The 25,850-nt window shown below is 67.4% G+C and carries 25 protein-coding genes; 16 read left to right on the plus strand and 9 right to left on the minus strand.

Annotated features, from left to right (window positions below):
• Window positions 1-71 precede the first annotated feature (71 nt).
• Complete coding sequence (locus KY493_RS13740) at window positions 72-1,523, plus strand: methyl-accepting chemotaxis protein (protein ID WP_255567906.1); 1,452 nt, start codon at window positions 72-74, stop codon at window positions 1,521-1,523.
• Window positions 1,524-1,567: 44 nt separating this feature from the next.
• Here KY493_RS13740 and KY493_RS13745 read toward each other — a convergent pair whose 3' ends face one another.
• Window positions 1,568-3,373 (minus strand): PAS domain S-box protein, encoded by a 1,806-nt coding sequence (locus tag KY493_RS13745; protein ID WP_219896875.1) that lies wholly within the window; start codon window positions 3,371-3,373, stop codon window positions 1,568-1,570.
• 130 nt (window positions 3,374-3,503) lie between these two features.
• Here KY493_RS13745 and KY493_RS13750 point away from each other — a divergent pair, with 130 nt between their 5' ends.
• The 3 genes from KY493_RS13750 to KY493_RS13760 all read left to right on the plus strand — a co-directional run bounded on the left by KY493_RS13750 (window position 3,504) and on the right by KY493_RS13760 (window position 6,206).
• Complete coding sequence (locus tag KY493_RS13750) at window positions 3,504-3,881, plus strand: response regulator (RefSeq protein WP_219896876.1); 378 nt, start codon at window positions 3,504-3,506, stop codon at window positions 3,879-3,881.
• 186 nt (window positions 3,882-4,067) lie between these two features.
• Complete coding sequence (locus KY493_RS13755) at window positions 4,068-4,793, plus strand: Crp/Fnr family transcriptional regulator (RefSeq protein ID WP_219896877.1); 726 nt, start codon at window positions 4,068-4,070, stop codon at window positions 4,791-4,793.
• A 129-nt stretch (window positions 4,794-4,922) separates the two neighbouring features.
• Complete coding sequence (locus KY493_RS13760; protein WP_255567907.1) at window positions 4,923-6,206, plus strand: porin family protein; 1,284 nt, start codon at window positions 4,923-4,925, stop codon at window positions 6,204-6,206.
• A gap of 78 nt (window positions 6,207-6,284) precedes the next feature.
• On the opposite strand, the gene KY493_RS13765 is transcribed toward KY493_RS13760, so the two are convergent.
• The 4 genes from KY493_RS13765 to KY493_RS13780 form a co-directional block, all read right to left on the minus strand.
• Window positions 6,285-6,893, minus strand: a complete 609-nt coding sequence (locus KY493_RS13765; RefSeq protein ID WP_219896879.1) for a hypothetical protein — start codon at window positions 6,891-6,893, stop codon at window positions 6,285-6,287.
• Window positions 6,894-6,898: 5 nt separating this feature from the next.
• Window positions 6,899-7,618 (minus strand): C39 family peptidase, encoded by a 720-nt coding sequence (locus tag KY493_RS13770; RefSeq protein ID WP_219896880.1) that lies wholly within the window; start codon window positions 7,616-7,618, stop codon window positions 6,899-6,901.
• The gene (locus KY493_RS13775; protein WP_219896881.1) at window positions 7,618-8,025 is read right to left on the minus strand and encodes a hypothetical protein; all 408 of its coding nucleotides are present in this window, start codon (window positions 8,023-8,025) and stop codon (window positions 7,618-7,620) included. The genes KY493_RS13770 and KY493_RS13775 overlap by 1 nt, the downstream gene beginning before the upstream one ends.
• A gap of 65 nt (window positions 8,026-8,090) precedes the next feature.
• Entirely contained in the window at window positions 8,091-9,524 is a 1,434-nt protein-coding gene (locus tag KY493_RS13780; protein WP_219896882.1) for a hypothetical protein, read from the minus strand.
• 615 nt (window positions 9,525-10,139) lie between these two features.
• On the opposite strand from KY493_RS13780, the gene KY493_RS13785 reads away from it, so the two are divergent.
• A complete protein-coding gene (locus tag KY493_RS13785) occupies window positions 10,140-11,570 on the plus strand; it encodes a glycosyltransferase family 2 protein (RefSeq protein WP_219896883.1) in 1,431 nt (476 codons plus the stop codon).
• A 5-nt stretch (window positions 11,571-11,575) separates the two neighbouring features.
• On the opposite strand, the gene KY493_RS13790 is transcribed toward KY493_RS13785, so the two are convergent.
• Window positions 11,576-12,571 (minus strand): endo-1,4-beta-xylanase, encoded by a 996-nt coding sequence (locus tag KY493_RS13790; RefSeq protein ID WP_219896884.1) that lies wholly within the window; start codon window positions 12,569-12,571, stop codon window positions 11,576-11,578.
• Between the two features lie 256 nt (window positions 12,572-12,827).
• On the opposite strand from KY493_RS13790, the gene bcsS reads away from it, so the two are divergent.
• The 7 genes from bcsS to KY493_RS13825 all read left to right on the plus strand — a co-directional run bounded on the left by bcsS (window position 12,828) and on the right by KY493_RS13825 (window position 17,478).
• Complete coding sequence (gene bcsS / locus KY493_RS13795; RefSeq protein WP_219896885.1) at window positions 12,828-13,550, plus strand: cellulose biosynthesis protein BcsS; 723 nt, start codon at window positions 12,828-12,830, stop codon at window positions 13,548-13,550.
• A 38-nt stretch (window positions 13,551-13,588) separates the two neighbouring features.
• The gene (locus tag KY493_RS13800) at window positions 13,589-14,602 is read left to right on the plus strand and encodes a sensor histidine kinase (protein WP_219896886.1); all 1,014 of its coding nucleotides are present in this window, start codon (window positions 13,589-13,591) and stop codon (window positions 14,600-14,602) included.
• Window positions 14,599-15,354: a Crp/Fnr family transcriptional regulator gene (locus tag KY493_RS14565; RefSeq protein WP_219896887.1), complete on the plus strand. Its 756-nt coding sequence runs from the start codon at window positions 14,599-14,601 to the stop codon at window positions 15,352-15,354. The genes KY493_RS13800 and KY493_RS14565 overlap by 4 nt, the downstream gene beginning before the upstream one ends.
• Before the next feature lie 148 nt (window positions 15,355-15,502).
• A complete protein-coding gene (locus tag KY493_RS13810) occupies window positions 15,503-15,904 on the plus strand; it encodes a response regulator (protein WP_219896888.1) in 402 nt (133 codons plus the stop codon).
• Between the two features lie 759 nt (window positions 15,905-16,663).
• The gene (locus tag KY493_RS13815; RefSeq protein ID WP_219896889.1) at window positions 16,664-17,023 is read left to right on the plus strand and encodes a hypothetical protein; all 360 of its coding nucleotides are present in this window, start codon (window positions 16,664-16,666) and stop codon (window positions 17,021-17,023) included.
• Complete coding sequence (locus KY493_RS13820) at window positions 17,020-17,163, plus strand: hypothetical protein (protein ID WP_219896890.1); 144 nt, start codon at window positions 17,020-17,022, stop codon at window positions 17,161-17,163. The genes KY493_RS13815 and KY493_RS13820 overlap by 4 nt, the downstream gene beginning before the upstream one ends.
• Before the next feature lie 6 nt (window positions 17,164-17,169).
• Window positions 17,170-17,478 carry a DUF1493 family protein gene (locus KY493_RS13825; RefSeq protein ID WP_219896891.1) on the plus strand — a complete coding sequence of 103 codons (309 nt, stop codon included), beginning with the start codon at window positions 17,170-17,172 and terminating at the stop codon, window positions 17,476-17,478.
• Between the two features lie 468 nt (window positions 17,479-17,946).
• Here the strand turns inward: KY493_RS13825 and clpB are convergent, their stop codons facing one another.
• Window positions 17,947-20,520 (minus strand): ATP-dependent chaperone ClpB, encoded by a 2,574-nt coding sequence (gene clpB / locus KY493_RS13830; RefSeq protein ID WP_219896892.1) that lies wholly within the window; start codon window positions 20,518-20,520, stop codon window positions 17,947-17,949.
• Between the two features lie 203 nt (window positions 20,521-20,723).
• On the opposite strand from clpB, the gene KY493_RS13835 reads away from it, so the two are divergent.
• Entirely contained in the window at window positions 20,724-21,377 is a 654-nt protein-coding gene (locus tag KY493_RS13835) for a BA14K family protein (protein ID WP_219896893.1), read from the plus strand.
• Window positions 21,378-21,493: 116 nt separating this feature from the next.
• Window positions 21,494-23,110 (plus strand): serine hydrolase, encoded by a 1,617-nt coding sequence (locus tag KY493_RS13840; protein ID WP_219896894.1) that lies wholly within the window; start codon window positions 21,494-21,496, stop codon window positions 23,108-23,110.
• A 7-nt stretch (window positions 23,111-23,117) separates the two neighbouring features.
• On the opposite strand, the gene KY493_RS13845 is transcribed toward KY493_RS13840, so the two are convergent.
• Window positions 23,118-23,864: a DUF4893 domain-containing protein gene (locus KY493_RS13845; protein WP_219896895.1), complete on the minus strand. Its 747-nt coding sequence runs from the start codon at window positions 23,862-23,864 to the stop codon at window positions 23,118-23,120.
• A gap of 74 nt (window positions 23,865-23,938) precedes the next feature.
• Window positions 23,939-24,535, minus strand: a complete 597-nt coding sequence (gene hslV / locus KY493_RS13850) for an ATP-dependent protease subunit HslV (protein ID WP_304502413.1) — start codon at window positions 24,533-24,535, stop codon at window positions 23,939-23,941.
• A 101-nt stretch (window positions 24,536-24,636) separates the two neighbouring features.
• Here hslV and KY493_RS13855 point away from each other — a divergent pair, with 101 nt between their 5' ends.
• Window positions 24,637-25,056 (plus strand): BLUF domain-containing protein, encoded by a 420-nt coding sequence (locus tag KY493_RS13855; RefSeq protein WP_219896896.1) that lies wholly within the window; start codon window positions 24,637-24,639, stop codon window positions 25,054-25,056.
• A 45-nt stretch (window positions 25,057-25,101) separates the two neighbouring features.
• Complete coding sequence (locus KY493_RS13860; protein WP_219896897.1) at window positions 25,102-25,842, plus strand: molybdopterin-synthase adenylyltransferase MoeB; 741 nt, start codon at window positions 25,102-25,104, stop codon at window positions 25,840-25,842.
• Window positions 25,843-25,850: the final 8 nt, after the last annotated feature.

Raw genomic sequence — 25,850 nt, forward strand, 5'->3', positions numbered from 1 at the left:
AAACGGTCTGGAAACCTCTTCCGTCCTAGCCTCCAGGCTCCTTGGGGAAGGGGGACGACATGATGATGCAGATGCTGCGCAGACAAGGCATGGCGGCGGAACGGGCCAGAGCGGCGCAGGCTCGGCTCGACGCCATTCAGCGGTCCCAGGCCGTGATCGAATTCGACATGGACGGCGTCATCCTTGACGCCAACGCCAACTTCACCGAGGCCATGGGCTATGCGCTGAACGAAATCAAAGGCGCACACCATCGGATGTTCATGCCGCCGGGAGAGGCCGCCAGCGGCGACTACGCGGACTTCTGGCGTCGCCTCAACGCCGGAGAGTTCGTGGCGGCGCGTTTTCGCCGCGTGGCCAAGCACGGCCGCGAAGTGTGGCTGCAGGCGTCCTACAATCCGGTGCGAGACGAGACGGGCGCGCCGAAAAGCGTGATCAAGCTGGCGATCGACATCACCGCCGAGCAGCAGTCGGCCGCCGCCGGAGAGGCGGCGCGCACGCTTGGCGAATCTCAACAGGCCGATCTGATCGCGCTTCTGGAAACCAAGCTGGCGCGCCTGTCGCAGGGCGATCTGACCAGTTGCATCGACGAACCGCTATGCGAGGCGCACCGGCAGGTCGGCGGTGACTTCAACCGGGCCGTGGAAAGTCTGCGCGGCGCCATGCACCAGGTCCTCGACGCGGCCGGGGCTCTCGGCGGCAGCGCCGACGAAATCTCCATGGCGTCCGATGACCTGTCCCGAAGAACGGAGCACCAGGCGGCGAGCCTGGAGGAAACCGCCGCCGCGCTCGATCAGGTGACCGCCACTGTCTCGCAGAGCGCCGAGCGTGCGCGTCTGGCGTCGGTCGCCGCCGCGCGCGCCGGCGAGGCGGGAGAGCGTTCGCGCCAAGTCATGCAGGCCGCAGTGGCCGCCATGAGCGGCATCCAGGCCAGCTCCAGCAGCATCAACGACATCATCGGCGTGATCGACGAAATCGCCTTCCAGACCAATCTTCTAGCCTTGAACGCTGGAGTCGAGGCCGCGCGGGCGGGCGAAAGCGGCCGTGGCTTCGCCGTTGTCGCCTCCGAGGTGCGGATGCTGGCCCAAAGGTCCGCCGACGCGGCTAAGGAGATCAAGGGCCTGATCTCCGCATCCTCGCGCGAGGTCGGCCGGGGCGTCGATCTGGTGAGCGAGGCCAGCAGCGCCCTCAACGGAATGACAGACCAGGTCGCGGAAATGGACCGCCTCGCCGCCGAGATCGCGGCCTCGGCGCACGAACAGGCGATCGGGTTGCGCCAGGTCAACGGCGCGGTCAATGAGATGGACCAAGTCACCCAGCAGAACGCCGCCATGGTCGGACAGACCACCGCATCGGCCATGTCCCTGCGAGCGGAGGCGAACCAGCTGGTTGCGCTTGCCGGACAGTTCACCACGCAGACGCAGGGCGCGAGACCTGAGCTGAGGGTCCTTCCAGGCGGCGCCGGAAACACCCCGCAATGCGAAGCCGAGGCGCCCGCGTGCCGGCCGCCGGCCCGAGTCGCGTAGGTCGTCGCGCTAGACGTTCGGCTCGACCGCCTGACTCGGCTCGGCTAGGCGCGCACGGCGGGCATGGCGATGGTGCAGTGGACGCCGTCGGGGGTGATGTCGAAGGTCGTGCGCGCGCCCAGCTGATAGGGCAGGGCGCGCTCGATCAGTTCGCGGCCCTGCCCCCCGCCGACGGTGGCCTGTGCGGGCATCAGGCCGCGCATGCCGGTCTCGCGCCAGTCGACATAGAGCCACGTCTCGTTATCGACAGGATCGACCTGTTCGCGCCAGCTGAGGATCAATCGGCCGCTGTCATGGCTCAGGGCTCCGTATTTCGCGGCGTTGGTGGCCAGTTCGTGCAGGGCCATCGAAAAGGTCTGCAGCGTCCGCGAGCGCAGCCTGGCGTCCGGCGAGCCGTTCAGGATGATGCGGTCCGGCGCGCCGTCGAAGGCGCCTATGGCGCCCAGTTCGCTGCGGATCAGGGCGTCCAGCGTCACCCGTTCGCCGTCGCTCAGTCTCGACAACAGCCCCTGCACCCGGGCCAGCAGCGCCAGGCGGTCGCGGAACACCGGCTCGAACTCCTCCAAACTGCCGCTGGCGCTCAGCGTCCGGTCGGCCATGGAGCGGACGACGCCGATCAGATTGCGCGTGCGGTGCTGAAGTTCGTTGACCAGCAGGCTTTGTCGCTGCTGCATCTCCTTGACTTCCTGCATGTCGGTGCTGGTGCCGAGCCACTCGACCTCACCATCCTCTCCGATCGGCAGCGAACGGGTGTGGTGCCAAATCCACGCGCCGTCGTCCGCGCGGCGGATGCGGAACTCGGCCTCGAACACGCCATTGGCCCGGGCCTCGCTCCAGGCCGCCATGGCCGGCGCGCGGTCGTCCGGATGCACCACCTCGAGCCAGCCGAGATTGAGGCTCTGCGCCTCGCTCTGGCCCGTAAACCGCGACCATTGCGGACCGGCCCAGGTCCAGCGGCCCTGACCTTGGGCGCGCCACACCAGTTGCGGAATGCCCTCGGCCAGCCGGCGCAGCTTGGCCTCGCTGTCGGCCAGCGCCTGTTCCGCCAGCTTGCGTGCGCTCAGGTCTGCGGTGACCACCAGAATGTTGCCGGGTCGCCCGTCCGCGTCGAACAGGCGGGCGGCGCTGGTGTTGACCCAGATGGGCGGGGTGTTGGGGGGCTGATATCGTTTGTCGAAGCCCGTCGCGCGGCCGGTCGACAGCACCTCCTCGAGCGCGCGCGCAGTCAGCCACAAGTCCTCGGGATAGGTGAGATCCTGGATCGTAAGGCCGAGCAAGTCCTCGCGAGTCAGGCCCATGATCCGGCAAAGCTCCTCGTTCACGCGCGCGAAGCGCCCTTCCAGCGTGATCTCGGCGAGCCCGACGGACGCCGTGTCGAAGATCGCCGAAAGTCGTTGGCGTCCGATCGCCGCGTTTTCGTCCGGCTGCGGATCGGGATCGTCAGGCCAGTCGGCGAACAGATGAAGGAGGCCGACGATCGCGCCGAGCTCATCCACGATCGGCGACAGGGTGGAGCCATCGCCGAGGATCGCGGTCGTTCCCGTCAAGGCGCGGTCGATCGCGCAACGGAGATCGTCCTCGACCGGCCTCCACCCTTCACCGAACCGGCGTGAATAGCCGACGGCGCCCAGCCGATAGGCGTCGTTGTAGATCTGGATCCGTTCCGGTCCCCACAGCACCGCCATCGGCAGCGTCGTGCGCAGACATAGCGCGACGGCGTGACGCAGGGCCATCGGCCAGTGGCTGACCTCGCCCAGGGTCGAAGACCAGTCGTGCTCGCGCAGACGCCGTCCCATCTCGCCGCCGCCCCGCGTAAAGGCGGAGAAGCGTTCAGGCGGCTGAGGTTTCAAGCTCGATCTCATCGCCATCTCCGGCGCCGAGCCGCGTGGGGCGAGACATCATAGCATGGCGGACCTTGATTGCACGGCACGACGTTTGCATCTGAACCAGCCGCGCCGCACGTGATCGTGGACATCTCGAATGACCCAGCCCGAAGCCTTGGACCGTCTCGCCGGCAAACATATCTTTCTCGCCGAAGACGAATACATGATCGCCGACGACATGCGCCGGCTTCTGGAGCGGTCGGGCGCCCACGTCATCGGACCCGTCGCCACAGTGACGCAGGCCTTGCAGTTGCTCGACGCTACGGACGAGGTGGACTTGGCCGTTCTGGACCTCAATCTTGGAGGCGAAAAGGCCTTCGTCATCGCCGACCGCTTACGGGATCGAGGCGTACGCTTCGTGTTTGCGACCGGTTATGATCAGAGCGCCACCCCGCCGCGCTTTTCGGACGTGCCTCACTATGAGAAGCCGCTGGACGTTCGGCTGTTTCTGCAAGCCCTGGATAGCGGCCCCTAGCCGACGGCTCCAATGGTCCTCGCCGGCACGGATCCGTTTAGCAATTGACGTGATCCGGAACGCTCGTCCGACTAGCTGGTTCAGCTTGCCAACGATGGGGGTGACACCATGATGCACGTAGAGTTGGCTTCAACGCCGTTGAAGCGGTCTCTGCCGTCGGTTCCGGAGACGGTTCGCAGAGCGACAGTGCGGCCTACCCTCAAGGCGCCCAGCGAGGCGGTGGCCATCCGGGTTCTGGAAAGCGTCTGCACCCTCACCGAGGAAGAACGCGCCCTGATCCGCCGGCTGAGTGTTTTTCGTGAAACGATCCAGGCCGGACGCCCATTCTGGCGTCCGGGCCAGTCGGTCGGCGCCAAGATCATCCTGAGCGGCTGGGCGGCGCGCCAGCGAACCCTGCCGGATGGTCGGCGCCAGATCTTCGGCTTCCTGCTGCCGGGCGACTCGATCGGCCTGCTGGGCGGCTCGTCGCCGCTGGACGAGGTTTCCACCGTCGCCCTGACGCGCGTTGAATGCATGGACGCGTTGATGCTGAGAGAGATCCTGGCGGTGGGCGATGTTCGCCACGCGCGTCTCGCCGAGTCGCTGAAGGGGCTGCGTCGGCAGGAAGACGCGGGATTGCTGGACCACATCATGCGGCTGGGCCGGCAGTCTGCGCTGGAGAGAACCGCGCACCTGTTCATGGAGATGCGCCAGCGGACCCGCGCCGCCGGTCTGTCCGAAGGCGACCGTTTTCCGCTTCCGCTGACCCAGGAAGTGCTGTCGGACGCCTTGGGCCTCAGCATCGTTCACCTGAACCGCACGCTTCAGCAGATGAAGCGCGACGCCCTGATCGAGATGCGCGCCGGCTGGATCACCCTGCTGGATGTGGGTTGCCTGAAGAACCTCGCGGACTACGGTCAGCACGACTACTGACCTCGGCGCATTTTCGTGGCCGCTCCTGTCCTTTGATAAGGGATCATCAGCCTGCCGCGACTAGCATGCTGTTTCCGGGGGAGACCGGGAGCGGAGGATGCGATGGCGAGGCGGACCTTCAGGAGCGCAGTGGCCGCGGCGACGGCCTTGACCATGCTGGTCGCCCCGGTGGCGGCCTTCGCCCAGGATGAGGACGTGTCCGCACGTCTGGCGCGTCTCGAGGCGCTCGTCGCCAGTCAGCAGGCGCGCATCGAGGCGCAGGAAGCCCTGCTGGCGCAGCGCGCCGCGCCGGCGACGCAAGCCGCGACGCCGGGCATCCTCGACGCCTGGCGGGTTCAGCCCGAAGCCGTCCTGGCGAGCGAAACCGGCCGAGGACTGGCTCAGGAAGAAGGATCGACGCCCAGTGTAGTCGCGGCGACGCCCGCGGCGGGCGCGTCTTTGGCGGCCTCGGCCGACGACACGCCGCAGGCGCAGGCCGCGCCACCGGCGTTGAGCCGCCAGCGCGCAGAACTGGCCGCCATCCCCGAAGGCATGACGGTGCTCAGCCGCCCGGGTCGGTTCTCGTTCGACCTGTCGACCGACTACACGCGATCCTCGTCAAACCGGCTGGTGTTTCGCGGCATCGAAATCGTACCCGGCATCCAGATCGGCGTGATCGAGGCCAACGAAGCCGATCGCGACACCATCGGCGCGACCGTGGCCGGGCGCTTCGGCCTGACCGACCGGCTCGAGGTGGAAGCGCGCGTTCCGTATGTTCGTCGCAGCGACATCATCACCACCGTGCAGCAGCGAGATGAGGCGGTCACCCGCACCATCGACCTGAAGGGCGACGGCGTCGGCGACGTCGAGGCCGCCGTCCGATATCAGATCAATCGTGGCGAACGTGGCCGCCCTATCTTTGTCGGCACGCTTCGGGTCAAGAGCGACACCGGCGAAGGCCCGTTCGACATCGACCGAGACGAGTTCGGCGTGGCCACGCGCCTGGCGACCGGCTCGGGCTTCTGGGGCGTCGAGCCCAGCGTCTCCATGCTGTTCCCCAGCGACCCGGCGGTGATCTTCGCCAACCTGTCCTATTTCGCGCACCTGCCCAAGGACGTGAACATGCAGGAGGGCGACATCCTGGTGGGAGAGGTCGATCCGGGCGACAGCATCGGGGCGGCCATCGGCTTCGGCTTCGCCATGAATCAGAACTTCTCCTATTCGCTCGGCTACCGGCACAACTACATTCTGTCCACGACCAGCCAGCTGAACAACATCACGGAAGAGTCGGACGAACTGCAGGTCGGCACGCTGCAGTTCGGCATGTCCTACCGGTTCAACGACCGCTTCAGCCTGAACGGCAACTTCGAATTCGGCGTGACCGAGGATGCGCCGGACATGCGCTTCGTGTTGCGGGTGCCGCTGGTTTTCTGATCGGCCGGAGCGCCCCCAACGAAGAACGGCCGCCGGGACAACCCGGCGGCCGTTTCCTTTATGTCGGCTGGGAAGGCCTCAGCGTCCGAGCAGCGAGGCGGCAGCCAGATCGCTGCTCATCTGGGCGCTCAGCCGATCCCGGATCGATCCGGCCTGAAGCGCGTCAAGCTGCGGCAGGGCGAGATTGATCTCGACCTCCTGCCGCAGGTTGCGACCGTCGGCGTTGTTGACGATGACGTTCTGGATGCCGTCGCGCCCGATGTTCTGGATCAGGGCCGTGGCGCCGGAGCCGTCGGCCAGCAGCACGCCTTGACCGGAACCCAAGGCCTGGATGTCCAGACCCGCCTTCAGCGCCTGGTCCATGGCTCCGGCCAGATCGACGGCTCCGGGCACCGAGCCGAGACTCTGGCTCGTCACAGCGCCCTGGTCGGTCCACTGCAGGCGCGACTCCAGCGCCAGCTGCCCATCGACATAGGTGCGCACCACCGCTCCGAAATCCAGCTGTATGCCGCCCGCGACAAGAAAGCCGCCGCGCAACTCCGCGAGTTCAGCCGACGCCAAGGGAGCAGCCGACGGTATTTGCGCGATGACCGCCGGCGCCGACGCGTCCTGCGCCTGGGCGCCCGCGCCGAAGCCGGCCAGCACGGTTCCGGCAAGAAGAAGCCGGATGAGGCGATTGGGTGTCATCAGGCTCACCTCAGGTAGCTGTCGAGCGAAAAGCTGGTGCTGATCTGGTAGAGGGGGGGCAACTGGAGCGTCATCGCGGACAGGGAATTGTCCGGCAGGGCCGTCGCCATCGGCGCCGGCGCCCAGGGCTTCCATTCGCCGTCCTGGTTGTAGCGATCCGCCGGATCACGGATCATGAAGGCCACGCCGTTCCACATCTCGGTGAACTGCTCGTGGGTGTAGATCTTCAGCCCCAGGGCGGGATCGCCAACCAGGACGCGGGTCGCATCCACGCCCTTCAGCACCACGAAATGCTTGTAGCCATTGGTGTTGACCATGACGATCGCCGGCGAATGGCTGTCTTCCAACTCCTTCAACGTCAGGCGAAAGCCGTCAGAGGCGAAGCCGTGGACGTCTAGAAACCGCTTCATGTCCAGAAGCGAAAAGCCGACGCGGGTGATTTCTTCCTGATTGCCGGTGTCGTACATCGCCTTGAAGACGGTCTTTTCATCGACATCGCGGTCGTAGTGGAAGCGCAGCAGCGTCGCCAGGGCGGCCGAGCCGCAGGAAAAATCGTACTGCTGGCGCACCACGGTGCGGAACGGCGTGTCGCGATAGCTGACGACATTGACGCTCATCTGGCCGGGCGCGGTGTTCAGCAACACCTGGGCATGGGCCGACGGGGCCTCCAGGGCAAGTACGCCAACCGTCAGGGCGCAGATTGCGATCTGGAAGGCCGTCCGCATCACGGGAAGGTCACCGGGGCCTGAATGTTGACGGTCAGCGCGCCCTGAAGGTTGTTGTTCTGGCCGCTGTTGATGACGAAATTGCCGACACCGGCGAAGCCGTCGAAGGCGCCGGGACCGATGGAGATCTGGCCGGCGGTGACGGTGTTGGCGTTGATGGTGTTGCCCTGACTGATCGCCGTCAGCTCCTGGCTGCTCAGGATGTTGTTGGTGGTCACGCCCTGCTTGCCGTGAAGGTCGGCGAGTTCGTCCAGGGCCAAGGGCTCCGGCGTCTTGGTGGGCGTCGAAACAGAAGCGGGCGCCTTGGCCGTGACGGACGCCTGCGGCGTCGCCTCCAGAACCTGGGCGTAGAGGGATGTCGGGGCCGCGATCGCGATCGCCGCCAGCATTAGGGCCGTGGTTCGCATGAGAGCCTCCTGAACTAGAAAAAAGAAGGGTCGGAGCCCGCGAAGGCTCCGACCCTCCGTTGGGTTTACTGACCCGAGCCGCCGCCGAAGCTGACGTTGGCGTTGGCCGTGACCGCCGTCGCCGCTTGGCCCAGCGAGCCGAAGCCGGTGTTGTTGGTCACCGTCTGGATACCCGCGAAGCCGGCGTAGGCGCCGCCTTCGGCGACGATCGCGCCGGTGTTCAGGCTGCCGTTCTGATCGCCTTCGCCATCACCGCCGAGGCCGGCGCTGATGTTGCTGACCGAGCCGCTCAGCTCCTGCATCGACATGGCCGTGCGGGTGCTGGAGTTGTCGGTGTTGACCGAGTTGTCGTTGCCCGAGCCGTCCACCGAGTTGTCGTTGTACGAGTCGGCGACGTCCACCGAGTTGTCGGAGTTGTCGTCGTTCGAGGAGTTGTCGTCGTTGCTCGAGTTGTCGGTGTTCGTCGAGTTGTCGTCGTTGCTCGAGTTGTCGTTGAACGAACCGTCAACCGAATTGTCGGTCGTCGAGTTGTCCGAGCTATCCGAGTTGTCGTCGTTGCTCGAATTGTCGTTGAACGATCCGTTGACCGAGCTGTCGTTGCCCGAGTCGGCAGTGGAGTTGTCGTTGCCGGAGTCGGTGACGTCGTTGCTCGAATTGTCGTTATAGGAGCCGTTCACCGAACCATCGGTGGTCGAGTTGTCGTCGTTGCTGGAGTTGTCGGTGTTGGTCGAGTTGTCATTACCCGAATCCGCAACCGAGTTGTCGACGCTCGAGTTGTCGTCGTTGCTCGAATTATCGGTGTTCGTCGAGTTGTCGTCGTTGCTCGAGTTGTCATTGAAGGACCCGTCGATCGAGCTGTCGTTGCCGGAGTCGGCCGTCGAGTTGTCGTTGTTCGAGTCGCTCACGTTGGTCGAGCTGTCGTTGCCCGAGTCGGCGATGTCGGTCGAGTTGTCGTTGCCCGAATCGGCGACGTCGTTGCTCGAGTTGTCATTGCCCGAGTCGGCGATCGAGTTGTCGGTCGTGGAGTTGTCCGCGTAGGTCGAATTGTCGTCGTTGCTGGAGTTGTCGTTGCCGGAGTCCGCCACCGAGTTGTCGGTCGTGGAGTTGTCCGCGTAGGTCGAGTTGTCGTCATTGCTCGAGTTGTCGTCGTTGCTCGAGTTGTTGTCGTTGCTCGAGTTGTCATCCATGCTCGAGTTGTCGGTGTTGGTCGAGTTGTCGTCCATGCTCGAATTGTCGTTGAACGATCCGTTGGTCGAGCTGTCGTTACCCGAGTCGGCAACCGAGTTGTCGTTGCCGGAATCCGCCGTGCTGGTGGAGTTGTCGGAGTTGTCGTTGCCCGATCCGTCAGCCGAGGCGTCGTTGCCCGAGTTCGACGTGTTGGTCGAGTTGTCGTTATAGGAGTCCGTAGGCGACGGGGTCGTCGACTGCGCGGAAGCGACTTGGCCGTAGGCCAACAGCGCGGTCAGCGCCATTGCCGAGGTCATGAGTCTGGCTTTCATCGTGGTGGCCTTTCAATGAATGAATCTCAAGGAAGGCCCCTCGGCCTCCTGTCGCTAATCATCAACAGGAGGTAAACACGGTCCAGCGTAGCCATACGCAGAGCACTGCGCGTGTTTTGGGTTACAGCCTGGACAATTCAGACCGAGCCCAATCAAAGGATGTTAGGTGATGCGGCTGCCGCGTCAGATCTGCGTCAAATGATCGAAAACGCGTGACAAAGAAATGCCGCGATCTCGGGCAGGCGACGGTCCGATAAGCGGTTTTGAGCATGTCAAAAGCTGCATTTCCGACGGTAACCGCCTGATGCGGCTGATGTCGCCGCGGCGATAATCTTAATGCGCCCGAGCGAAAAGTATCAAAGGACAATGCGCCTTTCGCTTGCAGCATGCTGTCTGGGGGCCACAGGCATGCTGATCGTCCACCTGCTGGCTGACGCTTTGCGATGCGATCAAGGCGAAAGACGTTCATGGATACGCTCTGTGTCATAGAGGCCCCGCGGGTGACGGCCGGCCGATCGCTTCGCGCGGCGCGATCACTGCGAAGGATCATGGCGTTGCAGACGCCTCGTCCAGGGCGAAACCCGCGACCCGTCGCCCGAACCGAAAGGAAGTTTGATGAACATCGCGGATGACGGCGGATTGACGCTGCTTTGGATCGTCGTGCTGGCCGTGGCGCAGATCCTTTACGGCCTCGCCTTTCTGGTGGACCTCTATCACTTCACCCGTCCGGTGAATCGCGTGGACATGAGCCGCGCCGATTCAGATGCGCTGGTCGATGCGCCGTTCATTATCCTGTTCTATCCGGTGCTGAACGAGCTGGAAGCGACGATGCACACGACGCTCGCGGCGCTCGCTCACATCGACTACCCCAGGGATCGCTACGCCATCGTGGCCGTGCCGAACTGGGACGATCACGACACCATCGCCTCGCTGCGGCGCCTCCAGGGTGAGTTCGGCTTCCTGCAGATCAGCGAGACCCCGCCGACCACCGACCCCAGCTGGGACGCGGTCTGGGCGGCCTGGGAGGCGAACCCCAAGGCCTACTGGTGGCACCGGGGCCGCTACGCCGGCGTGCGCGACCTGCCGCCCAAGAAGACGCGGCAGATGATCCACGCCTTCTATCAGGCGCGCCGCACCTTTGCCGACAAGGGCGACTTCCTGGTCAACTACATCGACGCCGACAGCGCGCCGCCGCGCGATCACTTCAAGGCCGGCGCCATCGGCATGCGCTCCTTCGACGTGCTGCAGTCGACCAACGTCGCCGGCAACCTGAACGCCAGCCTGGCGGCCAGCTGGCACGCCTTTGACCACATGGCCTGGGACGGCATGAAGTATCCGCACCAGTCGGCCGATGGCCGCCATCCCTACTGGATGCTGGGGAAGGGCCTCTTCTTCCGCTCCAACGACCTGGAGCAACTCGGCGGCCTGCATCCTTGGGTCGCGATCGAGGATCCGGAAGTCGGCATGCGCTTCTGGGCCGCCGGCAAGAAGCTCGGCATCATCGAGAACCCCTTGATCGAGGAGGTGCCCGAGACCTTTGGGCGCGGCGTGACGCAGCGCAAGCGTTGGGTCTGCGGCTTCTTCCAGAGTCTGAGCATGCCCCTGACGGAACTCGGCTTCACGCCTTGGGAAAAGCTGAAGGCGTGGATGAACTTCCTGCCGTGCATGTCACTGTGGGTCAACGCGATCGGCTTTCCGATCGGCGTCTGGGCCATCGTGCAATGGATACGCGACGCCGACGTGATTCCGCTGTGGCTGACCGTACTGTGCACCATCAACGTGGTGGCCTATGTGCTCTCCATGGCGGCGCTTTACGTCAATACGTGGAAGCGCACCGGCCTGGTGCTGACGCGGACGTCCGACCGCATCCTCTACCTGCTGCGGATCAATCCGCTGTTCCTGATGGTGTGGTGGGTGATCTGGCTTGTGCCGCTGTTCATCGGCCTGCGCATGTATCTGGCCGGCGGCGGACTGGTGTGGGAGCGCACCGAGAAGATCAACGCCAACGAGGACCTGATCATGCACCAGGTGGTGCAAAAGGCCTGATCAGGTCAGGCCAGCAGGGAGGCGTGGATGGCGCGGTGCATGGGCTTGGGTTCCAGCACCGCGTCATAGGGCAGGCCGCGGTTCAGGGCCGCGCCCTTGGCGCCCGTGGGCTGGAGCCATGAATGCTCGTCGCTGAGACCCCAGGTCGTGACGCCCTTCACCTTGGGCTCGTCCAGCACGATGTCGAGGTAGCGACGCACTTCATCGGCGACACGAGCGTCGCGTTCCCGCAGAGACAGACGGCGATCGTGTTCGTTGACGTCGAGCTCGGTGATGGCGATGTCCAGGCCCATGCCGGCGATCTCGGCCAGGAATGGCTTGAGAATTTCGGGCTTGAGTGGGCCCTTGGACAGGTCGAGGTGCGCCTGCAGGCCAACCGCGTCCAGCGGCGTTCCCGCCGTCTTCAGGCGTTCCAGAAGCTTCAGGAAGGCCGTGCGGCGGACCTGTTCAGTGGAATTGTCGTATTCAAAGCTGTAGTCGTTGATGGCCAGCCGCGCCTTCGGGGCCGCCGCATGGGCCGCCTCCAGAGCGCGGGCGATATAGCTCGAGCCATAGCTGCGCATGAAGACGTTGTCGCGCAGTCCATCCGTCGATCCGTCGGCGTCGATGGGCTCGTTGACCACGTCCCATTCCTCGACATGGTCGCGGTAGCGCCCGGCCACGGCCTCGATGTAGCGGCCGACCGTGTTCCAGTTCCGCTCTCGCACGATCTCGTCCTCGGCCCAGTGCGGCGTGCTGTTGTGCCACAGCAGAGCGTGACCGCGAACACGCAGTTCGTTCGCCTGGGCGAAGCGCACCAGCCCATCCGCGGGGCCGGGCGTCCAATGGTCCCGCGCCGGCTGCAGCGCGTTCCACTTCATGTGAATTTCAGGGGTCAGGAAGCCGCAGTCGTTCAGCACGGCCTGGCGCAGACGCGGGCTCGCCTCGATCTGATCGATCCGCACGGCGGTTCCGAAATAGCGGCCCTTTTCGGTCGCCGCCGTGGACAAGGACGCCGTCATGGCGCCTCTGGCCGGGCGACCGACGCCCATGGCCGCCAGTCCAGGGGTCGCCGCCATCCCGAAAAGTAACGCACGCCGGTTCATGAGCGCAACGATCCCCGTGTCCTTGCGAGGAAGATCGCCGTTCGTTCCTAAAGATCTCTGAACGGCGAGGGTTACCGGTTCCGAATCTTATCAAAAGCAAAAGAAGATGTCAGGTCTATCATGCAAGCGTGATGTGAGCCCGAGCGTTTGGGCCCTTCTCCAGGAGCCTGCCTTGCTTCGCGCCTTTTCGCCGGTGCTCGCCGCCACCGTTTTCGCCATGGGCCTGCTCGCCTCGACGGCGCCCGACCGCGCGGAGGCGCAAAGCGCCATGGCGCCTTCGACCACCCTTTACGGTGGCGGCGAGGTGGGCGGCGACAGGTCGGCTTACCTCGGCGTGGTGGCGCCGCTGCCGGGTGCGACCCAGACGCAAGGGTGGGCCGTTCGCGGCGTCGTCTCCGGCGGGCGCTATGATTATGAAACCCAGGGCGTCGAGATCGAGGGCGAGTACGTTCAGGGCGATGTCTTCCTGGTGCGGCAGAACGCCGGGGCTTGGGGCTACGTCAACTTCGGCGTCGGCGCGCGCTACACCGACACCGATCTCAGCCCGAACGATCCCGGAAACGACCGCAACGGCGCCGAGGCGGACGCCGTGTTGACGGCCGACGGCGTTCGCCGGTTCGGTTCGTGGGAAACGGGCGCCTATGCCGAATACGGGGTGCGCATGCAGGCCTACTTCCTGCGTGCGGACGTGACCCGCGCGGTGGGCGGCGGCGGTCTGCGCCTGGGTGTCGAGGGCGCGATCGAGGGCGACGAGAACTATGACAAGCAGCGCGTCGGCGCGGTGGCCGTGCTGCAGCGGTCCGACGGCCTCTCGTTTCGGGTCTCCGCCGGCGTCAAGACCAGCGACATCGGCGACGACGGCTATGTCGGGCTCGGCTTCGTCAGGAGCTTCTAGGGGCGGGGCGGGTCGTCTCGCGCCCGGATGATGCGCTGATGTCCGGCCAAGCCATGCAGACGCCCCCAGGCAACGGCGACATCGTCGCCTCCGGCCATGACGGCTTCGTGCCCGAGCAGGCGTTTGCGGCCCTTGACCTTGCCGGCGTCGGCCTGTGGGCGCTGGAGCCCGCGTCGCGCAGGTTGCGCCTGTCGCGCCGCGCGGCCGAGCTGCTGAAGACGGGCGACCTCTGGATCGATATCGAGGCCCTGGCGACCGAAATCCTGGCCGAGGACCGGAACCGGCTGGCAGGTCTGTTCGTGGATGCGGCGGCGGCGGATCATGAGATCGAGGCCGTCGTTCGCCTGGAGGGGCCCGGCTGGCCCCCGCGGCTGTTGTTCCAGCGTCGCGCCTGGGGCGAGGGAATCTTTGGCGTGGTCAGCGACGTGACGGAGCAGCACGCCGGCGACGAGCGCCGCCGCGAGCTGATCCAGGAACTGCAGCACCGCATCAAGAACATGTTGGCCGTGATCCGATCCTTGGCCAATCGCACGCGGTCGAACAGCCGCTCGCTGGAGGATTTTTCGGCCCATTTCGACGGGCGGCTGGCCGCGCTGGCGCATGTGCAGACGGCGCTGGCGCGGTCGCCCGACGGCGCGGCGGACCTGCAGGACCTGGTCCGCGAGGAGCTGCTGAAAAGCGCGGGCGAAGTGGGCGAGGCCGTCACCATCGAGGGACCGGACATCGGGCTGAAGGGCCGCACCGCCGAGCTGATGGCCATGGCCCTGCACGAACTGGCGGTCAATGCGGTCAAGTTCGGCTCCCTGTCGAGCGAGGGCGGCCGGCTGTCGGTGTCCTGGCGGATCGAACCATCGGAGATGGGCCGGGCGCTGCGGCTCGACTGGTTCGAGGCCGACATCGGTCCGGTGGCGCCGTCCGGCGCCGGCTTCGGCTTTGAGCTGCTGCGGCAGGGGCTTCCGTACGAGCTGGCGGCGGATGTCGATATCCGCTTCGAGGCCGGCGACTTCCGCTGCGTGATCCGGACGCCGCTCGCCGACGAGGCGGTCGGATGACGGCGCGGTACAGGGCGCCGTCGCGCCGCGCCGGGCCGCAGCTGGCTGTGGCGCGGCTGCGTCGCTATGGGGCGATCGGCGCGGCCGAAGAGGCGCTGATCGGCTCGCTCGAGGATTGGCGACCCGATCCGCCGGGCGTCGAGCTGATCCGCGACGTCCGCAGCGCCACGCCGCGCCTGCTGCTGAGCGGCTGGGCGGCCAAGGTGCGCTGGCTGTCGGACGGCCGACGCCAGATCGTCAGCTTTGTTCTGCCCGGCGACGGCCTGGCGCTGCACCAGCGACCGCATCCGCTGGGCCTGTGTCCGGTAATGGCGCTGACCCCGGTGCAGACGGTGGACGCCGCGCCGCTGATCCGGGCCGTGACGCAACTGCCGCAGACGGCTCCGCTGCGCCAGGCGCTGGACGTGGCGGCCAGCCTGGAAGAGGTCTGGGTGCTGGACCAGGTGATCCGGCTGGGACGGCTGGCGGCCTATGAGCGGATGGCGCATCTGATCATGGAGCTGCGCTGGCGGCTGACGGCGGTGGAGCTGGGCGTCGGCGACCAGTTCCCGTTTCCCCTGACGCAGGAGACGCTGGCCGACGCGCTGGGGCTCAGCATTGTTCACGTCAATCGCACGCTGCAGCAGATGAGGCGCGAAAAGTTGATCGAGCTGCAGAACGGCCGGCTGCGGGTGCTGGACCCCGTCGCCATGGCGCAACTGTGCGACTTTCGCGAGCCGCAGCCGCAGACCTGGCTTGAAGCCGCGGCCTGATCGGCCGCCGCTTCAAGCGGCTTAACGTGGGTGAAGGTTTTCCCCTATCTTTCGTCTATGGTTAAAGGATCGAAGGATAGCGACGTTCGGCGGGACGATGCGCAAGCGGGCATGGCCCGCCGCGCGTCCTGGGATCGGGAAGGCGATCATGGGACAGGTCAATCGCGCGCTCCCCAGGCGGCCTTCGCCCGCGCCGTCGCTTCACGGGCTCCGCGTCCTGATCGTCGAGGACGACTGGCTGCTGGCCGATGAGATCGCCAAGGCCCTGGCCCGAGAGGGCGCGGCTGTGGTGGGGCCGGCCGGCTCGATCGACGCGGCGACGCGGCTGGTGGCCGGCGAGGACGGGCTGCACGCCGCCGTGCTGGACGTGAAGCTGCGCGACGGCGACATCTACGACCTGGCCCGCCGGCTGGACGAAAGCGGCGTGCGCCTGCTGTTCGTCAGCGGCTGGGACCCCGAGGCCGCTCCGTCCGACCTGCATCACTGCGCCCGTCTGGAAAAACCGGCGGCCCCCGCCCAGGTCGTGCAGGGCCTGAGCCCCGCCGTCTGACGCGCGCGCGAAGGCGCCGGATGCGGGCATCCGGTTCGGAGGGCGGGCGGGGCGCCGGGCCTTCGCCCGGAGTAGGAGTAGTGGTTACCGTTTCGACGAAAGCTGACGCCCCGCGCGGGTGGTTGGCTGCAAGCTCGGGGCGGAGGATGGTGGCGGTCGTATCGCCTAACCCCATAAGCCTGCGCCCCCGGGTCAAGCCCGAGGGTGGACGTGGGCGGGCAGGGCTGCGACCCTGTCCCCGGACCGGCCGAGTATCCCCCTCGACCCTCTCGGCGCTGAACCGAGTTCAGCACCGGCGGCCGCAAAGGCGAACCCCTGCGACCTCCCGCTCCATCCGCTCCCGTCGCTCGCAAGGTCGCAGGCCAGGCGAGCCCTCCAGTGCGACGAGACGGATGCAGGGTGGCATGAGTTTGAACTCAGGCGGGGAAGTCGGGGCGAGGTTTGGCTAGAGAGTTGATGCGCCGAGGTTTTGTCACTGCTGATGCGCTGTCTGCGACTTTATTCCCGTCATCCTCGCCCTTGTGGCGAGGATCCAGACTCCCGGTGCGAGCCGGCAGAGACCGGGAGTCTGGACCCTCGGGTGGAGCCAAAGCTCGCGTGCGAGCGACGCGACGGCCCGAGGGTGACGGGGGGAAGGGAAAGGGAACGAAGTGGCGGCGAGGCGTCGGTTCTCCCTCCCCGTTCGGGGAGGGAGAGGGGTGCACTGGCCCTGCGAACGGCGGTCGGCTTAAGGTGGCGGCAGAACCGCAGGAGCCCGCCATGTCTGACCAGGCCCATTATCTGGCCGTCTTCACCTCCGACAAGACCGGCCCACGCTGGCGCGCCTGGTATGCGATGACGGAGGAAGAGCAGCGCGCGACCGACGCCGCCGGCGTGGCCGCCGTCGCGGAATGGGAGGCCAAGCACCGCGACAGCATCGTCTATGGCGGCGGCGCGCTGGGGCCGACCAAGCGGCTGACGGAAGAGGGTCTGGCGGACATCATCAACCTGCTGACCGTCTTCATGGTCGTGCGCGCTCCGTCCCACGACGCCGCCGCCCGCCTGTTCGAAGGCCACCCCCACATCACGATCTGGCCCTGCGACGGGGTGGAGGTGATGCCGGTTATGGTGGGGGCGTGAGCGCCAGTTCCGACCCATCCGAGCGTGACACGCGAGCGGCCGTTCGGGCGTTCGTGGATGAGCTGTGGGGGCCGCTCGGCAGGCTGGCCGACGACGACGACCTGTTCGGTACGCTGGGGATCGAGGGCGACGATGCGTAGGAGTTCATGGACGACTTCTCGGAACGCTTCGAAGTCGATGGCGCGGATTACCTTTGGTACTTCCACCATGGCGAAGAGGGTTGGAGCCTCGGCGCCTTGTTCTTCAAGCCGATTTATCGACGTGTCGCGCGCATTCCGATCACCCTGGCCACCTTGACCGAAGCAGCGCGCACTCGGCGTTGGCCGGTGGTTTATCCGCCCCATCATGTGCCGCGCCGCCGATGGGACATCCTGATCAATCGCGCTGTTATCGGCGTTTGGCTGGCTTGGACGGCGATGTGGGCCGTCACGCGTCTCATCGATTGGCTCAGATAGTTCTCAAGGTCCCAGCCCATCAGCAGCAAGATGCGACCGACATCACCAACCTGCTAACCGTCTTCATGGTCGTGCGCGCCCCGTCCCACGACGCCGCCGCCCGCCTGTTCGAAGGCCACACCCACAAGAGGATCTGGCCCTGCGACGGGGTGGAGGTGATGCCGGTGATGGGCCAATGACGGCCAGCCGCCTGACACCGCGCGCCACCCGGCGTCAGCCGCGTCGCGGCCGGTGCGACGGCTTACGCCGACTGGACCGTCCGACCCTCACCCGACCCGGCTCCGCCGGGCCACCTTCTCCCAATGGGAGAAGGATCAGGGGGGCGGCAGTGCAGGTAGTTCAAGGGCGTGCCAACTTAGCTGACCTGACCGCCCTGTTTGGCCGACCGAAGCGCCCGGTCGTGAGGCGCCGCATCCGGATGTTTCGACAGGCGCCAGGCGCTACAAGACGGCCCTACTCCCCCCGCACCTACCCGATCTCAAGCCCGTCCGGGCTCGTCGTCACTGCAATCACTGACCCGTCCTCGATGTCGCCGGCGAGGAGTTTGCGGGCGATGGGGTCGACAAGGTCCTTCTGGATCACGCGCTTGAGCGGGCGGGCGCCGTAGGCGGGGTCGTAGCCCTTGTCTGCGAGCCATTGCAGGGCGGAGTCGTCCAGCGTCAGCGACAGGCGGCGGTCGGCGAGCAGGCGCTCGAACCGCCCAAGCTGGATGCGGACGATGCCGCCCATCTGGGCGCGGCCCAGGCGCTGGAACAGGATGATCTCGTCGATCCGGTTCAGGAACTCGGGGCGGAAGTGGGCGCGCACCGCCTCCATGACGAAGGGGCGCACGGTCTCGACCTCCTCATGTTCGTCCTGGTTGGCCAGGAACTGGCCGCCAAGGTTCGAGGTCATGATGATCAGGGTGTTCTTGAAGTCGACGGTGCGGCCCTGGCTGTCGGTCAGGCGGCCGTCGTCCAGCACCTGAAGCAGGACGTTGAAGACGTCGGGGTGGGCCTTTTCGACCTCGTCGAACAGCACGACCTGGTAGGGGCGGCGACGCACCGCCTCGGTCAGGGCGCCGCCCTCGTCATAGCCGACATAGCCGGGAGGCGCGCCGATCAGGCGGGAGACGCTGTGCTTCTCCATGTATTCGCTCATGTCCAGGCGGGTGATGGCCGCCTCGTCGTCGAACAGAAACTCGGCCAGCGCCCGGGTCAGCTCGGTCTTGCCGACGCCCGTGGGGCCCAGGAACAGGAACGAGCCCAGCGGGCGGTTGGGGTCGTTCAGGCCGGCGCGCGCCCGGCGCACGGCGTCGGAAACCGCGATCAGGGCGTCCTCCTGGCCCACCACGCGGCGGCGAAGCGCGTCCTCCATGGCCAGCAGCTTTTCGCGCTCGCCCTCCAGCATCTTGTCGACGGGCACGCCGGTCCAGCGGCTGACGACGGCGGCGATCTGTTCGGCGTCGACGACCTCGGGCGTCAGGGGGCCGGACTTGTCGGCCTCAGCAGCTTCGGCTTCGGCCAGCTGCTTTTCGATCTGCGGGATCTGGCCGTAGGCGATCTCGGAGGCGCGGCCGAGGTCGCCCTGGCGCTGGGCGGTGGCCAGTTCGACGCGCAGGCGGTCCAGCGTTTCGCGCAGCTGGGCGCCGCCGGCCACCTTGTCCTTTTCCGCCTTCCAGCGGGCGGTGAGATCGTCGGACTGGCCCTCCAGATCGGCGATCTCGTCTTCGAGCTTGTCGAGGCGGGCCTTGGAGGCGGTGTCGGTTTCCTTTTTCAGGGCCTCACGCTCGATCTTCAGCTGGACCAGGCGGCGGTCGATCTCGTCCAGGGCCTCGGGCTTGGAATCGACGGCCATGCGCACGCGGCTGGCGGCTTCGTCCACCAGGTCGATTGCCTTGTCCGGCAGGAAGCGGTCTGTGATGTAGCGGTTCGAGAGCGAGGCGGCGGCGACGATAGCGCTGTCGGAAATGCGCACGCCGTGGTGGACCTCGTACTTCTCCTTCAGGCCGCGCAGGATCGACACCGTATCCTCGACCGACGGCTCCTCGACCATCACCGGCTGGAAGCGGCGAGCGAGCGCGGCGTCCTTTTCGACGTGCTTGCGATATTCGTCGAGCGTGGTGGCGCCGACGCAGTGCAGTTCGCCGCGCGCCAGGGCGGGCTTCAGCAGGTTGGAGGCGTCCATGGCGCCGTCGCCCTTTCCGGCGCCGACCAGGGTGTGCATCTCGTCGATGAACAGGACGATCTGGCCTTCGGCCGCGCCGACCTCGGTCAGGACGGCCTTAAGCCGCTCTTCGAACTCGCCCCGATATTTCGCGCCGGCGATCAGGGCGCCCATGTCGAGCGACAGCACCTTCTTGTCGCGCAAGCTCTCGGGCACGTCGCCGTTGACGATGCGCAGCGCCAGGCCCTCGACGATGGCGGTCTTGCCGACGCCGGGCTCGCCGATCAGGACGGGGTTGTTCTTGGTGCGGCGCGCCAGAACCTGGATGGTGCGGCGGATCTCCTCGTCGCGGCCGATCACCGGGTCGATCTTGCCGTCGCGGGCGGCCAGCGTCAGGTCGCGGGCGTAGCGTTTCAGCGCGTCATAGGCGTCTTCGGCGCCCGAGCTGTCGGCGGTCTTGCCCTTGCGGATTTCGGTGATGGCGGCGTCCAGCGCCTCGGCCTTGGCGCCGGCGGCGGCGAGCACGGTCGCGGCCACGCCGCCCTCGCGGGCCAGCGCGGCCAGGAGGCGCTCGGTGGTGACGAATGCGTCGCCGGCCTTCCTGGCGGCGGCTTCGGCGGAGGCGAAGACGCGGGCGGTGTCGCCGTCGAGATAAAGCTGGCCCGAGCCGCCCGTGACCTGGGCGCGCTTGGACAGGGCGGTCTCGATGTCGGTCTCGGCGCGGCGGGGGTCGCCGCCCGCGGACTGGATCAGGTTGCGGGCGAGGCCGTCGCGCTCTTCCAGCAGGACCTTGAGCAGGTGTTCGGGGGCGAACTGCTGGTGGCGGCGGGCGAGCGCCAGCGACTGGGCGGACTGGACGGCCTGTTTGGCGCGGTCGGAGTAGAGGTCGAGGTTCATCGGTTCTTCTGGTTCCCCTGGATCAGGCGGAGGTCGGCGCCAGCCCCCTGAAGCGGGCGACCGGCTCTTGATGGAGGAAGTGGGCGCGTCGATCCGGCCCCACAAGAGGAAGGGCGGCCCGAGATTCCTTGCGGTCAAGCTGAGACCAAACAGCGGTTGGTCGGTTCATCTGCGGGGGAGAACGCAAGATGGAGGAAACCGTCATGACCAAGACCCTCGCTGTGGCCCTCGCCGGGCTGCTGACCACGGCCAGCCTGCCTGCGCTGGCCCAGACCACCCCGCCGACCCTGCCGCAGGAGCCCGCACGCGAGCCGGCGCAAAGCACGACCGGCCAGACCCCGACCAATCCGGCCGCGCCCGCCATGCGGCCGAACCAGCCGGGCACGGGCTCGACCACCACCACCACGCCGACGACGCGTCCGGCCGCCCAGGCGCCGAACATGCAGAACCGCCCGGCGACGGGATCGATGACGCCGGGATCGATGGCTCCCGGTTCGATGTCGCCCGGTTCGATGTCGCAGCCGCCGATGAGCGGACAGAGCGGCGCCACCAGCCGACCGGCGTCGGGCGCCGCGCCGGGCATGACCGGCACGCCGCGCCCCTACATGTCCGAACCGGGCGTGCAGGGATCGATGGCCGGCGGCATGCAGGGGTCCGGCACGCAAGGGCAGGCCTCGACCTATGGCCGCTGGGAGACCAGCTGGGGCCCGCAGCCGCCGGCGCCGCCGTCCGGCTACGCCAACAGCGGCAACTGGTACGCCCACGTCCGCGCCTGCCAGCAACGCTACAAGAGCTATAATCCGCGCACGGACATGTTCGTGCCGCGTGCGGGCCAGACGGCGCGCTGCACGCTTTGAGCCACGGCTGACGCCCGAGCCGAGCCCCGCGACCGCAAGGCGCGGGGCTTTTGCTTGGCGGCGGACGAGCGGCGCCTTAGCGTCCGCGCATCGATCCTCGGGGAAGCCGCCTGCCTATGTCCGTTCGCCTGTCGCGCCGTTCCGCCCTGTTCGCATCCGGAGGCGCGGCGGCGCTGGCCTCCCGCCCCGCCTGGGCGCAGACGCCCGCCAACGACGATGCGGACCTGGCGCAGGCCGTGGACGCCTTTGTCCAGCAGTGCATGGCCGCCTGGCCCGAGCAGCCGGCGCTGGGGATCGCGGTGGTCAGGGATGGCCGGTCGGTGCTGGCGCGCGGCTACGGCGTCAAGCGTCAGGGGCAGGCCGACCGCGCGGACGAGCACACCCTGTTCGCCATCGCCTCCAACACCAAGAACGTCACCGCCGCCGCGCTCGCCATCCTGGTGGACGAGGGCAAGGTGAAGTGGGACGAGCCGATCCGGACCCATATGCCCGGCTTCCGCCTGGCCGATCCCTACATCACCGAGCACGCGACGGTGCGCGACGCGCTGAGCCATCGGGCGGGCTTTGGCCTCGGCGCGGGGGACCTGCTGTTCTGGCCCAACAGCGACCGCACGCGCGCCGAGGTGATCCAGCAGGCGGCCTTTGTGCCGATCGCCAACGGATTTCGCGCCAAGTACGACTATTGCAACCTGATGTTCGTGGTCGCGGGCGCGGTGATCGAGGCGGTGTCCGGACAGACGTGGGAGGATTTTGTCCAGACGCGCATCCTGGACCGGGTCGGCATGAGCGAGACCGTGCCGCTGGCCAGTCGCGCCACGCCCGCGCGCTCGGCCCTGCCGCATGGGCGGGTGGGGCCGCCGCTGCGCTATCAGGGCCGGATGGTCCCGATCGCCGACAGCATCGTGGAGGTGTGGAACTGGGATTCCGCGGCAGCCGCCGGCGGCATCTGCACCACCGCGACGGACTGGGCCAAGTGGATGACCGTGCGGCTGAAGGAAGGCGTGCTGCCCGACGGCTCGCGTCTGTTCTCGGAAGCCGCCGCGCGCGAGATGTGGCGGCCCAACATCATTGTGGGATCATCGCCCGGGCCCACGGCCGAACTGCCAGGCCGGGCCATCGCCTCGACCTACGCCATGGGGTTCCAGGTGCAGGACTATCGCGGCGAGCGGCTGATCAGCCACGGCGGCGGCTCGCCGGGCGGCATCTCGGCGACCGTGCTGCTGCCGGCACGCAACATCGGCTTCTCGATCTTCTCAAATGCGGAGGAGAGCCTGCTCTTGCGCGCGCTGCGCTCCGGCATCGCCGATCTGTGCATGGACAAGGGCGGTTTCGACTGGATCGCCGACTCCAAGAAGCTGGAGGCGGAAGGCACGCAGAAGTCGCTGGCCGCCGCCGCCGAGATCGACGCAAAGCAGAAGGCGGGCGCCCGGCCGTCGCTGCCGCTGGACCGATATGTCGGGACCTGGCGCGATCCCTGGTACGGCGACATCGTCATCTCGCGGCAAGGGCGTGGGCTGTGGCTCGACTTCACCCACACGCCGGCGCTGAAGGGGCCGCTGGAGCCCTATGACGGCGAAACCTTCCGCACCCGCTTCCCCGACAAGCGGGAAGAGGACGCCTTTATCACCTTTGCGCTGCGGGACGGGCGGCCGGAGACGGCGACGATGAAGGGCGTGTCGCCCGACATCGACTTCTCCTACGACTATCAGGACCTTCGGCTGACGCGGGTCTGACACAAGGTCAGCGCGTCAGCTCCAGCAGCTCCAGCTTGGCTTCGACGCGGGGCCACGGCAGGGCCAGGCGCCAGCGGTTCGGGCCGACGCGCTCCAGCACGCCGATCTGGTTACGCTCGTTGCGATCGCCGTAGTCGGGGAAGCCGGTCTCGTCGCCCAGCGCCTGGGCGCCGAGATAGACCAGGCGGCGCTCTCCGTCCGGATAGAGCAGGCCGCGCGTGCGCTGCGAACCGGTGGTCTTGGTCAGAACCAGATCGCCGCCGGGCGTCAGCTCGACCGTGCAGCGGAAAGGCGGATAATCGACATAGGCCAGGCCCTGGCCCTCGACCTTGCGCCCGAGCTTGATCGTGCGGCAGCGATAGGCGCCGGGCGGCGGCTGAAGCTGGCCGTTCTGGGCGGCGTTCGGATCGACCAGGGGACCCAGCGCCTCGACCTGGGCGGCGAAGCCGGCGTCCTCGGCCTCGGCGCGGCCGAGACGCCAGGCCTGGTCCAGCCGGCCCAGCAGGCTGGCGTCGGCGGCGCGGGCGACGGTGCGCCAGTCGGCGCTTCCGCCCTGGAGGCCCTGATCGGGCGCGACGGGCGCAACGGCCGGCGGCGTGGCGGAGGCGCTGTCGTCGGCGACCTGCTCGCCCTGTGTCGGGTCTGTGGGCGACGACGCCACCTGCGCATCCTGCGCCGTCCGGTCATCGGATGCGCCGCAGGCCGCCGTCAGCAGCAAGGCGGAGGACGCGAGCAGGGGGATGAAGGCGCGCATGACAGGATCCAACCGTCGTCAACAGGAACGACGCAGGTCCAAACGGCCACGCTGGCCTTCGGTTCAGCCGTCAATCAGGCGCTCAGCGTTTCCACCGTCAGATTGCCGTTGGTGTAGACGCAGACTTCGGCCGCGATCTTCATGGCCTTGCGGGCGATGGTCTCGGCGTCCAGGTCGGTTTCCTCGATCAGGGCGCGGGCGGCGGACAGGGCGAAGTTGCCTCCGGAGCCCACGGCCGCGACGCCATGTTCCGGCTCCAGCACGTCGCCGACGCCGGTCACGGTGAAGATCGAATGGGCGTCGGCCACCAGCAGCATGGCCTCCAGCCGGCGCAGATAACGGTCGGTGCGCCAGTCCTTGGCCAGGTCGACGCAGGCGCGGGCCAGCTGGTCCGGATACTGCTCCAGCTTGGCCTCCAGCCGCTCGATCAGGGTAAAGGCGTCGGCGGTGGCCCCGGCGAAACCCGCCAGCACGCGTCCGTTCGCCAGGGTGCGCACCTTGCGCGCGGCGCCCTTGACGATGGTGGGGCCCATGGAGACCTGGCCGTCGCCGGCGATCACGGTGCGGCCGTTCTTTCGCACCGCCAGGATGGTGGTGCCGTGCCAGCCGGGAGAGGCGGTGTCGGTCGAGGTGTTCATGTCCGGGCAGATGGCGATGTCCGCCGTCCGCATCAAGGCGCGCCCGCCTCGCCCCGCCTCGCCAGCAAGCGGCGCCGATTTGTTAAGGGCTCGTCGGCAGAGTGTGGATAACCGATTGGCACACGAGGTTCTCCATGGATCTGTTCCGCATCGTCTATGTCAGCGAGGCTGTGGGCGCGGCGAGCGACGGCCTGATGCCGTTGATCGACATCGTCGGCGCTTCCGATCGCAACAACCGCCGCGACCGGCTGACCGGCGTGCTGCTGCGTCACGAGCGACGCTTTCTGCAGGCCATCGAGGGCACGCGGGCGGACCTGGACCGCCTGATGGCGCGGTTGGCCGGCGACAAGCGTCACAAGAACATTCGCATCCTCAGCGACGAGCCGATCCAGCAACGGCTGTTCCCCGACTGGGGCATGGCGCGGGTCGATCCTACGCCGGAGGTCGCTGATTTTCTCGACCGCGCGATGGACGCCATGAACGGCGTCGAGGCCGGGGAGCGGGCCGAGCGGCTGCTGGTGAACGCCAGCCGGTCCATGGCGGTCGCGCCCTGAGGCCACGGGTCTCGCCTCGCGCGGCGTGAGCGGCTAGGAGGGCCTGTGCCCTTCTCCGATGACGAAGTCGAACGCTACGCCCGCCATCTGGTGCTGCGCGAGGTCGGCGGGCCAGGCCAGCAGCGGCTGGCGCGCGCGCGCGTGCTGATCGTCGGCGCGGGCGGCGTGGGCAGCCCGGCGGCCCTGTATCTGGCGGCGGCGGGCGTGGGAACGCTGGGTCTGATCGACGAGGATGTGGTGTCGCTGTCCAACCTGCAGCGGCAGGTGCTGTTTGACACGGCGGACCAAGGCCGTCTCAAGGTCGAGGCGGGCGCCGAGCGGCTGAGCGCCCTGAACCCGCATGTGGAGGTGCGGACCTTTCCCGAGCGGCTGACCGTGGCGAACGCCGCGGCGGTGGTCGGGGCTTTCGACCTGGTGCTGGACGGCACGGACGACTTTGAAACGCGCCTGTTGGTCAATCGGGCCTGTGTGGCGGCCGGCAAGCCGCTGGTGTCCGGGGCGCTGGGCCGCTGGAGCGGACAGATCGGCGTGTTCGCAGGCCGGCCCTGCTATCAGTGCCTGGTGCCGGAGATCCCGCCGGACGCCGAGACCTGCGCCCGCGTCGGCGTGATCGGGGCCCTAGCCGGCGTGATCGGAACCCTGGCGGCGCTGGAGACGATCAAGATCATCACCGGCGCCGGCGAGCCGCTGACCGGCCGGCTGATGCTCTACGACGGCCTGGCGGGCGAGGCGCGGACCGTCAGGGTGGCGGCCGATCCGACGTGTCCGGTGTGCGGTCAGCCATAGTCGCGACG

Source organism: Brevundimonas sp. PAMC22021 (assembly GCF_019443405.1).
Classification (GTDB): domain Bacteria; phylum Pseudomonadota; class Alphaproteobacteria; order Caulobacterales; family Caulobacteraceae; genus Brevundimonas.

Excerpts from the sequence above, each read along its gene's own strand:
- KY493_RS13790 (WP_219896884.1), bottom strand. The coding sequence starts at position 12,571 with ATGACGGCGTCCTTGTCCACGGCGGCGACCGAAAAGGGCCGCTATTTC.
- clpB (WP_219896892.1), bottom strand. The coding sequence starts at position 20,520 with ATGAACCTCGACCTCTACTCCGACCGCGCCAAACAGGCCGTCCAGTCC.
- KY493_RS13835 (WP_219896893.1), top strand. The coding sequence starts at position 20,724 with ATGACCAAGACCCTCGCTGTGGCCCTCGCCGGGCTGCTGACCACGGCC.
- KY493_RS13815 (WP_219896889.1), top strand. The coding sequence starts at position 16,664 with ATGTCTGACCAGGCCCATTATCTGGCCGTCTTCACCTCCGACAAGACC.
- KY493_RS13785 (WP_219896883.1), top strand. The coding sequence starts at position 10,140 with ATGAACATCGCGGATGACGGCGGATTGACGCTGCTTTGGATCGTCGTG.
- KY493_RS13765 (WP_219896879.1), bottom strand. The coding sequence starts at position 6,893 with ATGACACCCAATCGCCTCATCCGGCTTCTTCTTGCCGGAACCGTGCTG.
- KY493_RS13740 (WP_255567906.1), top strand. The coding sequence starts at position 72 with ATGCTGCGCAGACAAGGCATGGCGGCGGAACGGGCCAGAGCGGCGCAG.
- hslV (WP_304502413.1), bottom strand. The coding sequence starts at position 24,535 with ATGCGGACGGCGGACATCGCCATCTGCCCGGACATGAACACCTCGACC.
- KY493_RS13825 (WP_219896891.1), top strand. The coding sequence starts at position 17,170 with ATGGACGACTTCTCGGAACGCTTCGAAGTCGATGGCGCGGATTACCTT.
- KY493_RS13840 (WP_219896894.1), top strand. The coding sequence starts at position 21,494 with ATGTCCGTTCGCCTGTCGCGCCGTTCCGCCCTGTTCGCATCCGGAGGC.
- KY493_RS14565 (WP_219896887.1), top strand. The coding sequence starts at position 14,599 with ATGACGGCGCGGTACAGGGCGCCGTCGCGCCGCGCCGGGCCGCAGCTG.
- KY493_RS13855 (WP_219896896.1), top strand. The coding sequence starts at position 24,637 with ATGGATCTGTTCCGCATCGTCTATGTCAGCGAGGCTGTGGGCGCGGCG.
- KY493_RS13780 (WP_219896882.1), bottom strand. The coding sequence starts at position 9,524 with ATGAAAGCCAGACTCATGACCTCGGCAATGGCGCTGACCGCGCTGTTG.
- KY493_RS13845 (WP_219896895.1), bottom strand. The coding sequence starts at position 23,864 with ATGCGCGCCTTCATCCCCCTGCTCGCGTCCTCCGCCTTGCTGCTGACG.
- KY493_RS13750 (WP_219896876.1), top strand. The coding sequence starts at position 3,504 with ATGACCCAGCCCGAAGCCTTGGACCGTCTCGCCGGCAAACATATCTTT.
- KY493_RS13810 (WP_219896888.1), top strand. The coding sequence starts at position 15,503 with ATGGGACAGGTCAATCGCGCGCTCCCCAGGCGGCCTTCGCCCGCGCCG.
- KY493_RS13775 (WP_219896881.1), bottom strand. The coding sequence starts at position 8,025 with ATGCGAACCACGGCCCTAATGCTGGCGGCGATCGCGATCGCGGCCCCG.
- KY493_RS13800 (WP_219896886.1), top strand. The coding sequence starts at position 13,589 with ATGTCCGGCCAAGCCATGCAGACGCCCCCAGGCAACGGCGACATCGTC.
- KY493_RS13770 (WP_219896880.1), bottom strand. The coding sequence starts at position 7,618 with ATGCGGACGGCCTTCCAGATCGCAATCTGCGCCCTGACGGTTGGCGTA.